12 protein-coding genes are annotated in these 13,838 nt (G+C 58.0%); 3 read left to right on the forward strand and 9 right to left on the reverse strand.

The window, feature by feature from the left end:
* Positions 1–1,626 carry an iron ABC transporter permease gene (locus Q0721_RS06100; RefSeq protein ID WP_299026933.1) on the forward strand — a complete coding sequence of 542 codons (1,626 nt, stop codon included), beginning with the start codon at positions 1–3 and terminating at the stop codon, positions 1,624–1,626.
* Positions 1,623–2,717 carry an ABC transporter ATP-binding protein gene (locus tag Q0721_RS06105; RefSeq protein ID WP_299026935.1) on the forward strand — a complete coding sequence of 365 codons (1,095 nt, stop codon included), beginning with the start codon at positions 1,623–1,625 and terminating at the stop codon, positions 2,715–2,717. Before Q0721_RS06100 ends, Q0721_RS06105 begins: the two co-directional genes overlap by 4 nt.
* 99 nt (positions 2,718–2,816) lie before the next feature.
* Here Q0721_RS06105 and Q0721_RS06110 read toward each other — a convergent pair whose 3' ends face one another.
* The 6 genes from Q0721_RS06110 to Q0721_RS06135 form a co-directional block, all read right to left on the reverse strand.
* On the reverse strand, positions 2,817–3,224 hold the full coding sequence (locus Q0721_RS06110; RefSeq protein WP_299026937.1) for a Zn-ribbon domain-containing OB-fold protein: 408 nt from the start codon (positions 3,222–3,224) through the stop codon (positions 2,817–2,819).
* 101 nt (positions 3,225–3,325) lie between these two features.
* Positions 3,326–4,486, reverse strand: a complete 1,161-nt coding sequence (locus tag Q0721_RS06115; RefSeq protein ID WP_299026939.1) for a beta-ketoacyl synthase N-terminal-like domain-containing protein — start codon at positions 4,484–4,486, stop codon at positions 3,326–3,328.
* A 12-nt stretch (positions 4,487–4,498) separates the two neighbouring features.
* Entirely contained in the window at positions 4,499–5,578 is a 1,080-nt protein-coding gene (locus Q0721_RS06120; RefSeq protein ID WP_299026942.1) for a hydroxymethylglutaryl-CoA synthase, read from the reverse strand.
* Positions 5,575–6,873 carry a hydroxymethylglutaryl-CoA reductase, degradative gene (locus Q0721_RS06125; protein WP_299026945.1) on the reverse strand — a complete coding sequence of 433 codons (1,299 nt, stop codon included), beginning with the start codon at positions 6,871–6,873 and terminating at the stop codon, positions 5,575–5,577. The genes Q0721_RS06120 and Q0721_RS06125 overlap by 4 nt, the downstream gene beginning before the upstream one ends.
* A 123-nt stretch (positions 6,874–6,996) precedes the next feature.
* Entirely contained in the window at positions 6,997–9,330 is a 2,334-nt protein-coding gene (locus Q0721_RS06130) for a plasma-membrane proton-efflux P-type ATPase (RefSeq protein ID WP_299026948.1), read from the reverse strand.
* A complete protein-coding gene (locus tag Q0721_RS06135; protein ID WP_299026951.1) occupies positions 9,327–11,078 on the reverse strand; it encodes a phosphatidylglycerol lysyltransferase domain-containing protein in 1,752 nt (583 codons plus the stop codon). Before Q0721_RS06135 ends, Q0721_RS06130 begins: the two co-directional genes overlap by 4 nt.
* 124 nt (positions 11,079–11,202) lie before the next feature.
* Between Q0721_RS06135 and Q0721_RS06140 the strand changes: the two genes are divergently transcribed.
* Complete coding sequence (locus Q0721_RS06140) at positions 11,203–11,715, forward strand: redoxin domain-containing protein (protein ID WP_299026954.1); 513 nt, start codon at positions 11,203–11,205, stop codon at positions 11,713–11,715.
* 270 nt (positions 11,716–11,985) lie between these two features.
* Here Q0721_RS06140 and Q0721_RS06145 read toward each other — a convergent pair whose 3' ends face one another.
* The 3 genes from Q0721_RS06145 to Q0721_RS06155 all read right to left on the reverse strand — a co-directional run bounded on the left by Q0721_RS06145 (position 11,986) and on the right by Q0721_RS06155 (position 13,829).
* On the reverse strand, positions 11,986–12,168 hold the full coding sequence (locus tag Q0721_RS06145; protein WP_299026957.1) for a hypothetical protein: 183 nt from the start codon (positions 12,166–12,168) through the stop codon (positions 11,986–11,988).
* A gap of 243 nt (positions 12,169–12,411) precedes the next feature.
* Positions 12,412–13,143: a lysophospholipid acyltransferase family protein gene (locus Q0721_RS06150; RefSeq protein WP_299026960.1), complete on the reverse strand. Its 732-nt coding sequence runs from the start codon at positions 13,141–13,143 to the stop codon at positions 12,412–12,414.
* 17 nt (positions 13,144–13,160) lie between these two features.
* Positions 13,161–13,829, reverse strand: coding sequence for a DedA family protein (locus Q0721_RS06155; protein WP_299026963.1), 669 nt, complete (start codon positions 13,827–13,829; stop codon positions 13,161–13,163).
* Positions 13,830–13,838: the final 9 nt, after the last annotated feature.

Raw genomic sequence — 13,838 nt, forward strand, 5'->3', positions numbered from 1 at the left:
ATGCGAATGACCATCATCGCTGCCAAGGACCTTGTAATCCCCTTGGCTCGAGCAGGGGGACGGGCCAACTGGCTCTATCTTCCTGCCCTCCTGGTTGCTGCTGTGATGGGTTTGCCCTTGCTTTATTTGGGAGTGCGGGCGCTGAGTGCTGGGCCAGCCATTTGGACCTGGTTGGGGCGCGTTCAGACCCTGCACTTGCTACTGCGCAGCCTAGGACTAGCTTTGGCGGTGACCTTCAGTGCAATAATGCTAGCCGTTCCTCTGGCGTGGCTGGTCACCCGTAGCGATCTGATGGGGCGGCGTTTCTGGGCAATGGTGTTGCCGTTGCCCCTAGTCATTCCCAGTTATGTCGGCGCGTATCTGTATGTGTCCCTGCTTTCGCCGCACGGAGTGATCCCTTCGCTGCTCTCAACATGGCTACCCCTGGCCAAATGGCCTTCGATTTATGGCTTCGGTGGCGCGTGGTGGGTGCTCACGCTGATGACTTACCCTTATGTTTACATGAGCGTGCGTGCCGTGTTGTCAATGAGTGACCGGGCACTTGAAGAAGCCGCGCGCAGTCTGGGATATTCCCCCTGGGCAGTCTTCTGGCGGGTCACACTGCCCCTGCTACGACCCGCCCTGACATCCGGTGGGTTGTTGGTCGCTCTGTACGTGTTGCGCGATTTTGGTGCCGTCTCGATGCTGCGTTATACCACGTTCACCCGCGCCATTTACCTGCACTACCAATCTTCATTTGATCGTTCGACCGCGGCCTTGCTAGCGCTGGTGTTGGTGCTGGTGACGGTTATCCTGTTAGCGGTGCAACAACGCCTTGATCGTCTCAAAGTGGCGGTCGTGGCTCACACACCCAGACCCTCTCCTCCGGTTCGCCTGGGAAAGTGGCAGGTACCAGCCCTGGTACTGGTGCTAATCGTCGTGGGGTTAGCCTTGGCGGTGCCGGTAGGAGGGCTGATCTACTGGCTTGTGCGCGGAGTGCGGGTAGGGGAAACGCTGGGCAGCCTAGCGGTGCCTCTGCTAAACTCGGCTTTGGCGGCTGGCCTGGCCGCCTTAGTGACGGTAGTGGCGGCCTTGCCGCTCGCCATTCTCGCCGTACGGCAGGCTGGACGGTTAAGTCGCGCGTTGGTAGGATGGAGTCATCTGGGGTTTGCCGTACCGGGGGTGGTCATCGCCCTGGCATTGGTGTTTTTTGGAGCCAATTTCACACCCGCTCTGTATCAAACCTTGACGCTGTTAATTGTTGCCTACATGATCCTCTTTCTACCGCAGGCGCTGGGAGTGTTACAAGCCGCCTTGCGCCTAGTACGTCGTAACCTGGAAGAAGCCGCTGCCAGTCTGGGACATTCACCCGGGCAGGTCTTCTGGCGGGTGACGTTGCCCTTGATCACGCCGGGCTTGACTTCTGCTGCCGGCCTGGTCTGCTTGACCACCTTAAAGGAGTTACCGGCAACCCTGCTCCTTGCGCCGCCAGGCTTCCCAACCCTGGCTACGCGGGTGTGGGGGGCAGTTTCCGAAGCCTTTTTTGCCCGTGCTGCCTGGCCGGCTTTGATCTTGGTTGGCCTATCTTCCCTCTCCATGCTTTGGTTCCATCACAACCCTTACACCAGGAACGAGCCTACGTCATGAGCCATCCCTTGCTAGAATGCCGTCACCTTTATAAATCGTATCAGGGTAAGCCCGTGGTCGCCGACCTAAGCCTGAATCTGGCGGCAGGGGAAATCCTAGCCGTGGTCGGGCCAAGCGGGTGTGGCAAGACCACCACCTTGCGTTTGATTGCCGGCTTTGAGCGTCCTGAGCGGGGCGAAATCCACATGGGGGGAAAACCGCTAGTGGCCGCTGGCGTTTTCATCCCTCCAGAAAAACGTGGTATTGGAATGGTCTTCCAGGATTATGCCCTTTTTCCCCACCTGAACGTCTATGAGAATATTGCCTTCGGGCTAAAAGGGTGGTCAAAAACCCAAGTGCAACGACGGGTCAATGAACTCCTCGCGCTGGTTGGCTTGCAGGGAATGGCGCGGCGCTTTCCGCACCAACTTTCTGGCGGTGAGCAGCAACGGGTGGCTCTGGCCCGTGCCTTGGCGCCGCAACCGCAGGTGCTGCTGCTCGATGAACCCTTTTCCAATTTGGATGCCGATTTACGTTTGAAACTGCGCGAAGAGGTGCGCACGGTGCTGAAGGGCTTGAATTTAGCGGCCTTATTCGTCACCCACGACCAGGAAGAGGCGCTCTTCATGGGAGATCGGCTGGCGGTGATGAATCAAGGACGGGTCCATCAGATTGGTACCCCCGAGGCGATCTTCGCTCGCCCGGTCAACCGGTTCGTAGCCGAATTCATGGGGAACGCTTATTTTCTGCCTGGTCACGTGACACGGCAAGGCATTCAGACCGAACTTGGGCTGGTGCGGCAAGAGGTACCCTATCCGCCGGGTAGCCGGGTAGATGTGGCGGTACGTGCTGATGATATCGGCCTTGACTTGCAGGGTCCGCCCAATGGTAAGGTAGTCGGACGCGTCTTCAAGGGCCTGTTGAATCTTTATCAAGTTGAACTCAGGTCAGGGTGTGTTTTACCCTCCCTCCAGCCGCATGATTATTTCCTACCACCTGGCCAGCCGGTGCACGTTTATCTCAGTGCGCAACATGAGTTGGCCTGTTTTGCCACCGAGTCGGATACCAGCGAGGTGGTAGTGGCTTTGCCGGTTATGCAAGAAGAGACATAGTAACCCGCACCTCGAGGGAGGTTGATGGGTGTCTCCCGCCTAAAGGAACAACGCCCCCATGATCGGGGGCGTTTGTTAGTCGGCGGGATATCTAAAGCACTACTGCGTTTCGGTCAGCACCGGCCTGAACTTATACCCATAAATGATGACCCCACGCTCCTCATCTTCGGCGCGGATTTTGCGCGTGACCATTTCTACCGGCATGCCGATTTCCACCGGACGATCGCCCAAATCGGTCAATTGAGCGGTAACCACCGGGCCCTCTTCCAATTTAACCAGCGCCACTGTGTAGGGTGCCGTCTGCTCAAAGCCAGCCGGCGCTTCGGTCAGGGTGGTGAATGAGAACACCGTCCCCCGCCCGCTGAACGTGAACTGGGTCTTGGCCTCATTGCCACAATAGGGGCAGACATCCCGGGGCGGGAAAATTTTCTCCTCGCAATGCGGGCACACCTCGCCCACTAGGGCATAACGTTGCTGTCGTAAGCGCCAATGTCGCGGAATTTCCATGTTTACCTCTCCTTTCTGTCTTTCGCAATCAGCCTAACTTTAAGCACGCAATTCTCTCAATTTCTATCAACTTCACCATCGGTGACTCTCAAAACCTCGCATCAGACCGCGTAGCGTTCCAGAACATGTGTGAACGCGCTGGAAGCCGGCCCGGCTAGGTTTTGCACCAGCGCCCGTCGTGCATGAGGCACCTGGTTGGCGCCCGCCTCACCGCGCAACTGCAACGCCGCTTCCACAACCTGATACACACCTGTTGCACCCAGCGGATTGCCACGTGCTTTCGAACCGCCCAGGGTCAAGATGGGTAGCCGCCCGCGCAGGCCAAGAGCCTCCTGTTCGGCTAATCGCCAACCCTGCCCGCGCTCGGCAAAGCCCGCCGCTTCCAGGCTGAGCACGGCGTAGATCGAAAAGGCATCATCTAGTTCAAAGAGATCCACCTCGCCTGGCGCGATCCCAGCCATTTCGCAGGCACGCTGCACCGAGTGGTAGGCCGCCTCGAACGCCAACGGATCAGGGCGATCATGGAGGGCCAAGGTATCGATGGCACCAATCGAGCCACGTACGGCAACCAGCGGGTGAGGTAGATCACGCACCCGTTCCGGTGTGGTCAGCACCACGGCCGCCGCGCCATCGGCATACGGGGCCATATCCAACAAGCGCAGAGGGTCAGCGATTATCTCCGCCCGCGCATACGCCTCGGGGGTCACCGCACGGCGATACATGGCGTAAGGGTTGGTCACCGCATTGGCGTGGGCTAACAGTGGAAACGCCGCAAACGCCTCACGCGGCGGACGATACTCATAGAGGTAACGCTGCATCACCAGTGCCGCCTGCGCGGCCAGGGTCAGCCCCTGCATGACCTCGTAGTCATAATCCATGGCCTGGGCCACAGCGCTTTCCTGCTCCGGGCCGAGGGCATCGGTGTACTTTTCCACCCCCACTACCAGCGCCACATCCACCAGCCCCGAAGCCACAGCTAGATATCCCACATGAAATGCTGCAGCGCCCGAAGCATCTGCGGCCTCGACCGTCATCGCCTCGATCCCACCCAAACCGGCGTTGTCGGCGATCAGACAGGCCAGGTTGGCCTGGTGCGAGGAGTCAATGGCCAGAAAATTCCCCAAGTAGAGGGCCTGCGGCTGTAGCCCGCCCGCATCCTGTCGGGCGGCCCGTATAGCGCGGTAAGCCAGGCTGCGCAGCGAAATGTCCCAGTGCTCGCCCACCGGGGTCATACCGATCCCTGCAATCACCACCTCACGCATCGCTTATCCCCCTCAACTCGCCAGTTTACCGCGGAAGCGCACATAAGTGCCGTAATCAATCTCGACCCGGCGGGCAATATATGTCTGCGTGGTGGGCGCCCGATTCTGGCGTTGCGTGATGGCCTCGGTAACATGGAGGATGAAGGCATCCGAGCCAGCACCGGAGCCAAAAGACACCACCAGGATGCGGTCATCGGGCTGAGCCACATCCAATGTCGCCGCCAACCCGATAAGCGCCGCTGCCGCATAGGTATTACCGATGACCGGGGAGAGCAGGCCTGGTTTGATCTGCTCCGGGGTAAACCCAAGCATCCCGGCCACGCGCTGCGGGAACTTGGTGTTGGGCTGGTGAAAGACGGCGTAACGAAAATCTTGTGCCGTCATGCCGGTCGCTTTCATGAGGTGTTGGGCGGCTGCAATAATGTGCTTGAAGTAGGCCGGCTCGCCGGTGAAGCGCTGTCCATGCATGGGAAATTTTTGCTCCGGACGGCGCCAGAAATCAGGGGTATCGGTGACGTAAGAAAACGAAGCTTCGATCACGGCCAAAGCCTCTTCTGCCGGACCCACGATATACGCCGCAGCGCCTGAAGCAGCAGTGAACTCCAGTTCGTCGCCGGGGCGCCCCTGGGCCGTATCGGCACCAATCGCCATGGCGTAACGCGCCATGCCCGAGCCCACCAAGCCCATGCTGGCGACTAGGGCTTCGGTGCCGGCTTTGCAGGCAAATTCCCAATCCGCCGCCTGTACATGCGGCACCGCGCCAATGGCCTCGGCCACAAGGGTGGAGGTGGGCTTGACAGCGTAAGGATGGGACTCCGATCCCACCCACACAGCGCGCAGGTGATCCCCAGGGATGCCGGCGCGCTTGAGGGCGTTGCGTGCCGCCTCAATAGCCATTGTTGCCACATCCTCGTCCAGACCAGCGACGGCCTTCTCCTTAATGGGTGTGGCCGCACGGCCGCCCTTCCAGATGCGGGCAACTTCGCTGGCTGGCAGGCGATATTGAGGCACATACGCCCCGTAGCCAATAATCCCAACCGGGCGGTCGGGTTTCAAAGGCGCAAAAGCAGGTTGAGGGGAAATTTCCGTCATGGGTGCTTCTGACTCCATTCACGTAAGATTTCTTCGGCGCGATCAACGCGCACGGTATTTTCACGCACCAGTTGCTCGGCTAAGCGTTCAATCATTTCACCGGTCGCCCCGGCAGCAATCGCCACTTGACGCGCGTGGAGGGCCATGTGCCCGCGCTGGATGCCCTCGGTCGCCAGAGCACGCAGCGCCGCCAAATTCTGCGCCAGTCCCACCGAAACAATAATCTCGGCCAATTCGCGTACGGTCGAAACGCCCATCAATTTGAGCGCGGCCCGCGCCGCCGGGTGCACACGGGTAGCACCGCCCACAATGCCAACGGCCAGGGGCATTTCCAACGTACCAACTAGATTGCCTTGTTCATCCTTGCCCCAGGTGCTCAAACTGGTGTAACGCCCGCTACGCGCTGCGTAAGCATGAGCGCCGGCTTCTACGGCGCGCCAGTCGTTACCCGTGGCGATCACCACCGCATCTACCCCGTTCATAATGCCCTTGTTGTGAGTAGCGGCTCGATAAGGATCGGCGGCGGCAAACGCCCACGCCGCAATGATGCCATCGCGCACTGCTTCGGGGCGAAAATCGCCAAAAGCCAGTTCGCTCAGCGGAATCGTGCAGCGTGCGCGGGCCAGGCGGCGGTCGGCCAAATTGGAGAGAATGCGCAACAGTACTTTGCCACCAGTGATGGCCTGCACCCGCCCAGCCAGGCGTTCCACAGCCGTGTTGACGGCATTGGCACCCATGGCATCGCGCACGTCGTAGATCAGGTGCAGCACCAGGAACGGCCCGATGGGAGAAGATTCGATCAAGCGCACCTCGAGATCGCGCGGACCACCACCCAAACGTTGCAGCACCGGATCCACCGCGGCGGCCTCGGCCAACAGTTCATCTCGCGCTTCGAGAAGGCGCAGGCGTGCCGAGGGCGGGTCAGCCAGATCAAGGATTTGCATTTGCCCGATCATCTCCGGGGCGGTGGTGTGGGCAGTAAAGCCACCTCCGGCGCGCGCCAGACGTGCAGCAAAGGACGCTCCGGCCACCACCGAAGGCTCCTCAACCGCCATCGGCACCAGCACCTCACGCCCATTGACGACAAAATGGCGCGCAATCCCCAACGGCAGGGCAAAGGTGCCGATCACATTCTCAATCATGTGATCAGCTTGCTCGACGCTTAACCCGGCTTTTCCGCTCAACGCGTCAATCTCTTCCGCACGCAAAGCCGTGTGCGTTTTTAGCCATTGCCAGCGCTGTTCCAGGCTCAAATCATAGAATTTCGGGGTTGTCCCGGTAGGTGTCTCGGCCACAAAAGGCACTCCTCAAGGCTCAAGATTCAATTTTCTGGTCTTATCATACCCAGGGGCAACCCTCAAAATCTATCAATTTGTGCGACAAAGATTGTACAAAAAGGGGCGTTAATCTCGGCTGACCTATTTTGGATGGCGCAGGATCTTGACTTTTAGAACATCGAGCAATAGCAATACCAACCCGACCATCAGAAGATCGAGCGAGATTAAGCGGGGCGATAAGGCAGCCATCCAAATCCCCTTTGCTGCCAGGAAGATGGCGATCCCAATCGCCCCTCCAGAAGCCAGTAACATCCAGAGGCTAGGGCGTGAGGTCCAAAGGTGACGCCGCTCGCGCACCAGATAGATCATCCCTTGGGCGGTGAAAACCAGCGTAATAAATGAGAGCGTTTGCAACTGTCTACTTGAGAGACCCTCAATGATCCGTCCCCATTGAAAAATGCCCAAGGTTGCCAGCAGCAACGGTAAGGCCAACGCAAGTGCCACCCGGATCATTGCCCGCACCTGCCAGCGATCCGGATAGGGTGAGGGGCGCACGTTATCGGTGGTTACTGACATGGTCACAAAGTCGTTAGTAAACAACAGCAAAATGACTTGCAAGGGCGTCACCACAAACAACCCAGTGAAGATCAGGCCCAGGCCCAGAAATCCGGCGATCTGAATGGTTTTGACGATTTTGTTCAGTGTGTAGGTCAACATGCGCTGATAGATGCGCCGGCTGCTCTGAATGATCGCTACAATGTTGCCCAATCCTGGTTGAGTAAGTGCCAAGCTGGCAGCGGCTTTGGCAACATCGGTCGCGTTGACCACGGCGATCCCCACCTGGGCCTGGCGTAGGGCCGGGGCATCGTTGACGCCATCCCCGGTCATGCCGGTCACATGTCCAGCACGTTGCAGAGCCTGCACCAGGGTAAATTTGTGTTCTGGGAGTACTTCGGCCAACACATCGCAATGGATGGGATCCGCGTCAGGGGTGGTTTGCAAGCGCGCCACATTGCACACGCGCTCACCGATCCCCACCTCGCGCGCAACTGCGCGAGCCGTAGATTCGCCATCCCCGGTGACCATGATCACGCGCAACCCCATCTGTTTCAGTTGGGCAATCAAGGGGGCTGAATCAGGACGAGGTGGATCTTGGAAGGCCAATAGGCCGCTCAGCCTTAGTGTCTGCTCACTGCCGTGGGCCACCGCCAGAACACGCAGGCCTTGCGCGGCCAGCCTCTCTAATGTCGCATCGAAATCATCCGGGGGCGCTGAGCACAACCCCACCACAGTGGAAGGGGCGCCCTTAACCACGCGCCACACGGATCCTTGGGATTCAAAGGTGGCTTCGGAACGTTTGGTCGCTGGATTGAATGGGGTAAAGGAATGTCGCGCTCCCCAATTCAGTTCTAAATTTCGCTGTTGGGCAACGTCCAGGATCGCCAAATCGAGCGGGTCTTGGGTGGCCGGATCGCTGGCCAAGGCGGCCATCCTCAGTAAGGTGGCTTCATCGGTGGGCGCATAGGGATATAACTGCACTAAACTCAGACGGTTTTGGGTAATCGTACCCGTCTTGTCGGAGCACAGGACATCCATCCCAGCGGCTTCTTCAATCGCCGAAAGTTGGGTTACCAAAACGCCTTGCTGGGCTAACTCCCGTGCTCCCAGGGCAGTTGCCAGGGTAAACGTAGCCGGGAGCGCAATGGGCACCGAGGCCACCAACAAAATCAACACAAAGGAGAGCGTTTCCAGTGCGGGTAAATGATGGAAAAGCAACGCATAAAGCAATACGCCCAAAGCCAACCCACCATCCAGCAAAATGAGCGCACGCACCACTCCAAAGATGACTTGCTCCATCTGGCTGGGGTGTTTAGCTTCTTGCACCAATTGGGCCACCCGGCCAAAGCGTGTTTTCAGGCCGGTTGCCACTACCTCCGCCGTGGCCTCACCGCGTTGGACCAGGGTGCCCGCAAAGCCCATTTGCCCTTTATCTATATCCACCGGTAGGGATTCGCCGGTTAGGGCCGATTGATCCACCTGAAGGTGACCCTCCAACACCCGAATATCGGCGGGTAAGATATCGCCCATCCGAACATAGATCACATCCCCCGGCACCACCTGTTCCGCGGCAATCACTTGCCAGGCGCTGTCACGCAAAACACGCGCCTGGAGTCTTAGGTTTTGGCGCAAGAGTACCAAAGCATCTGCGGCGCGCTTTTCCTGAAAGGTGCTGAGAAAGGCGTTAAAGATCAACAATAACGTGATAATTGACCCCTCGGTATAGCGGGCAAGTAAGATCTCAATAACGATAGTGGCTTCCAACATCCAGGGGACAGGCCCCCAAAACTTCCTTAAGAACCGCAGCCAGGGATTGGGTTTGCGCTCAGGAATAGCGTTTGGTCCATATTGCTGCAAACGCCGTTCGGCTTCGGTCGCGCTTAATCCATGAAAGGGGGTGGTATTAAGCTGGCTCATGAGGTGTTTTTCCTAACTGTGGCGGTAGATTCAGTGGCTGAAATGTGACGCCACGGTGGCAATAACGCCCGCCAAGTGCCGACATGGGCTTGGACGACGGCCAATGCTACTGCGGGGAGCGCCAGCGATTGAGGGTAAATGAGATAGCGTGGTTCCCATCGCGGGCGAAACTTGGCTTTGAACGCATGTAAGCCTTGATAGTTGTAAAAACGTGTCAGACCGTGATGGAGATAGCGCATGGCTCGCTCAATTGTGGGGTCGTCAGAGTGCTCACCTACACCCACGAGTGCGCTCAGGCCCAAATCAAAAACAGTGTATCCCTCGGCTTTGGCCCATTCTAACAAGGCGACAAAAAGAAAATCCATCGTACCACTCTCGGTGATGCGGCGGTGGCGCATCAAATCCACGCTGACCCCATGGGGCGGTAGATCCAGAATCAAGTTGGCAAAGGCGCTGATGCGTCCCTCGGCATTGCGGATCACCATAACCGGGCTCTGGCGTAAATACTCCTCATCAAACCAGCCCAGGGAGAAGCGCAGTTCGCTCATCCCACGCGTACTTAACCACTCATCGCTGACCACGCGCAGGGCTTCCAAAAGCGAGGCATCCAGCGGTGGTTGGTGCAGGATCGCGGTGTAACCCAAGCGGGCGAAGCGATTCTTGACATTGCGAAACTCTTTGTTGGCGCGACCTTCTAGGCTGAAGGCACTCAAATCCACCAGGGCTTCTTGACCGATGGTAAGCGCACTCAATCCAGCAGCCTCATAGAAGTTTTTGGTATCGGGCAGCGTTTGGTAAAATGCCATGATCCAATCATTGCGGGCGCAATACGCCTGGAAGGCATGAATGGCATCGGCCAAGTCCGCGGATGGTCCAATAGGATCACCCAGTGCCAAGGCGACCCGTCCCTTAAGAGCAAAGGCGACAACTGATCCCCCCGGCGTGAAGAAATACGCTTTATCCCTCAGGAGGGCTAAACGGGCGAGAGGCGTGCGTGCGTGTGCTGCCACAATCTCAGCAGCCCGGGCGCGCTCGGCAGGTCTCGCTGGCTCATGGATCACCACCGGGCGCAAGATCATCCCCAGGCTATATCCTAGGGTCACCACTGCAATCACGTAGATCGAGTCTAGAAAATAACGCCCGAAATGGGTCACGGGAAAAGCACGAGGGGGGCTGAGTTGGGTTAGCATGAATATTGTTTGTTGCAGCGCCGTCAGCACATTAAACTGCGTATGAAAATGATGCGCTAAGAGATAAAACCCCAGCGTGCCGTATGCGAGTGTAAAGAGCAATGCCCCCAGCAACACTCGTATCCCCTGCCGCACCGAAGGGGGATCCGAGCGCGCATGAAAGCGCGAACGCATCTGCCACAAAATTGCGGCCAGTGCTATAGCCACGCCGGCCTCTTCATAGTCCAAGCCCTTAAGGAGATGCCCCAAGGCGGAGAAAAGCAGGAGCCCCAGGGTGAGCAACCACGCCACATATTTGTGCCGCCTGAGGTTATCTGCCACCATGATTAACGCAAAACCGGCCAGAGTCACCGCCAGGCGACTGCCAACTCGCACTTCCAGGATCATGAAACGATCCAACAGGCGTAAACGCTCATGCAAAGCGGGTGAGAGCGCTGAGACGACATTGAGGATTCCCATGAGCGCAACCAGCAGAGCAATAAACGTTACCCCCCACCGCTCCACCCATCTCTCTAAGCGTGCCCGCCAGTGCACGATGAGCGTGTGAAACTGTGCCATTCTTTGCCCTGCCCTTCGCCTAAGTAAAATGACCAAAAATAGGGGGTATGCTATAATTCTACCCCCGAAAAAGGTTGGGCACTTTAAAGCGTTCTCAAGCAGAGCCTATTTTAGGAGGTAAATTGTGACATCCATTCCCACCTTGGATTATCCCGCTCCTTCGTTTGCCCTGCCCGATTTGGAAGGGCGCCCCTGGTCATTGGAGGAGCTACGGGGCAAGATTGTGGTGCTGTATTTCTGGTCCGCGGAATGCGCTTGGTGCCAGCGCACGGATCCCCACGTGGTTGAGCACGCCACAGCGTGGGGCGAGTCAGTGGTGCTACTGCCCGTCGCTTCTGTCTTGGAGGAGACCCCGGAGCAATTGCGGCTGGCGGCTAGCGAACGCGGGTTGCCACGCGTCCTGCGCGATGCAACGCAACAGGTGGCCAAGGCCTATCAGGTGCAAACCACACCGCACTTCTTCGTTATTGATGCTGAGGGCATCTTGCGCTATCAGGGCGCCTTCGATGATGTGACCTTTCGCCAGCGCATTCCCACTCGCTTCTACGTGGATGAGGTTGTGCGCGCTCTGCTGGAGGGTCGCCCACCGGAGGTGCGTGAGACGCTGGCTTACGGTTGTGCGCTCACCCTGCATTAGCCTGTAAAGCCTGTAACAAACCTGGGCCTTCATCGTCGGGGTGACCCTGCGTGCTGGCAGACGACACCTGTACTCGTGCTTCCTCTCAGGGCAAAGCAACCAGCACCAGACCGAGAACACCCTTCACGTCCACGGCTTCACCCAGGAAAAGCCAGGTTAGTAAGGCCCTCCAAGGCAGCATCGTGTTGGTCATCCGGTTGGAACCTACCGCGCTCAGGGTTCGCAGGGTACGCTTCCAGAGCCCGAATCCCCAGGGTTGTATGGCTCACTTCAGCCAGAGTCATCCTGTAACCATCCCATCACCAGTATAGGCTGCGCCCCCAGCCCCATGCTGAGCATAGTGACCACTCGCGGTGAAAGACCGCTACACGTGTCACTGGCACGCTCCAAGATGAAGGCCTTTGCATTGACCGGCATTCCTATCCGCCGACTGTCGCCCCGCGAGGCGCTCACGGGTCAATCCGGTCATGTCTAGGGCCAAGAGAGAGCATAAACGGGACGGTCACCGAAGATAGCCAACTCAAGTTGAAAAACTGCGCCCTCTGGGCCAATGCGTAGGAGATGAGCCTGGAAGAAACAACCGCCCCTATGAGGCACACGAGAGGAGGCACGGGGTATTCCGGTGTTCCAATGAGCCCAGCAGCGCGGTAACAGGCGCACAAACGCCAGGCAAGGGCGTAACTTGGCAACCCTCGCTTACAAACGCACCACCTCTTGCGGCGGGGGCGGGTTGCCCTCAGCCTCCAGTTCTTTCACGCGTGGGTGATCGGCATAGTAACCGCGGTAGGACTCGGGCAGCAACACCGCAATGCGGCACATAATTTCATCCGTTTGACGGCGCAAATCCTCCTGACGGTTGGCTGGATCCAGCGGCGGCAGCTGGAAGGCCGGGCCAAAGCGGGCCACGATCTTGCCGCGGCGAAGGGTCAGCAGGCTTTTGAGCGCCTTCTCCGTGCCGGCCAAGCCAACCGGCACGATGGGCACATTGGCTTTTTGGGCAATCAGCACAGTGCCGGCTTTGCCTTCGAGAAGTTTTCCCGTGGCACTCCGTGTGCCTTCAGGAGCAATGCCCAAAGCGCGTCCCTGGCGCAAGACCTCAACCGCCTGTTTGAGAGCTGTAAAATCCGCTTTGCTCCGGTCAATCCAGATAGCTTCAGCCACCTCAACCATAAAGCGAAAGAGTGGGTAGCGCAGATATTTATCCGCCACCAGAGCAGTGATATCCGGTCGCACCGGGTTGATGAACAAAAGGGGAACATCCAGGCGACTGATGTGGTTGGTGACCACCAGCACCCCGCCCTCGCGCGGTAAATGCTCTAGGCCAACAAACTCGGTGCGCGTAAGGTGTTTATACAGAAAGCGCAGCAAGGCTTGAAGCTGTTCACGGGTCATAGCCGGTTGAGCCGAACGGCGCAGCGAGCGTTCCATATTTAAATATAACCCCATTAGTCCACAGAAGTTTTAGACGGCGCTACCGACGCCGGGGCACGCCGACTGCGCAGCGCCTCAACTGCTGCCGGTACTACCGAAATCAGGATGATGGCGATGATGATGAAAGAGAAGTTATCCTTCACAAAAGGTAGGTTGCCGAAAAAATAGCCCCCAAAGATGAAGAGCCCCGTCCAGACCAGCCCGCCCACTACGTTATACGTAATGAAATAGCCATAGCGCATCTTACCGATCCCGGCTACAAAGGGGGCAAAGGTACGAATGATGGGGATGAAACGCGCCAGGAAGATGGTCTTGCCTCCGTGCTTGTCGTAGAAAGCCTGGGTGCGCTCCAGGTATTCGCGCTTGAGCCAACGCACATTTTCGCGGAAAACGCGTGGCCCCACATAGTGCCCAATCCAGTAGTTGGCGGTATCCCCCAGCACCGCCGCCAGCCAGAGCATGAAGAACAAGAGGGAGACATTGAAAGAGCCTTTAGCCGCAAAAGCCCCTGACGCAAAGAGCAACGAATCGCCCGGCAAGAAAGGGGTAACCACCAGGCCGGTTTCGATAAAGATCACGATAAACAAGATGAGATAAGTCCACAGCCCAAAACTACGGATGATGAGATCGAGATAACGATCCAGGTGCAGGATCAGATCAATACCAAATGCGAGCCAGTCCATAAATTATGC

Source organism: uncultured Thermanaerothrix sp. (assembly GCF_938028735.1).
GTDB lineage: Bacteria > Chloroflexota > Anaerolineae > Anaerolineales > Anaerolineaceae > Thermanaerothrix.

Bases quoted from the DNA above. Each gene is read 5' to 3' on its own strand.
- Q0721_RS06115 (WP_299026939.1), bottom strand. From the start codon at position 4,486: ATGCGTGAGGTGGTGATTGCAGGGATCGGTATGACCCCGGTGGGCGAG.
- Q0721_RS06130 (WP_299026948.1), bottom strand. From the start codon at position 9,330: ATGAGCCAGCTTAATACCACCCCCTTTCATGGATTAAGCGCGACCGAA.
- Q0721_RS06155 (WP_299026963.1), bottom strand. From the start codon at position 13,829: ATGGACTGGCTCGCATTTGGTATTGATCTGATCCTGCACCTGGATCGT.
- Q0721_RS06105 (WP_299026935.1), top strand. From the start codon at position 1,623: ATGAGCCATCCCTTGCTAGAATGCCGTCACCTTTATAAATCGTATCAG.
- Q0721_RS06135 (WP_299026951.1), bottom strand. From the start codon at position 11,078: ATGGCACAGTTTCACACGCTCATCGTGCACTGGCGGGCACGCTTAGAG.
- Q0721_RS06100 (WP_299026933.1), top strand. From the start codon at position 1: ATGCGAATGACCATCATCGCTGCCAAGGACCTTGTAATCCCCTTGGCT.
- Q0721_RS06150 (WP_299026960.1), bottom strand. From the start codon at position 13,143: ATGGAACGCTCGCTGCGCCGTTCGGCTCAACCGGCTATGACCCGTGAA.
- Q0721_RS06110 (WP_299026937.1), bottom strand. From the start codon at position 3,224: ATGGAAATTCCGCGACATTGGCGCTTACGACAGCAACGTTATGCCCTA.
- Q0721_RS06120 (WP_299026942.1), bottom strand. From the start codon at position 5,578: ATGACGGAAATTTCCCCTCAACCTGCTTTTGCGCCTTTGAAACCCGAC.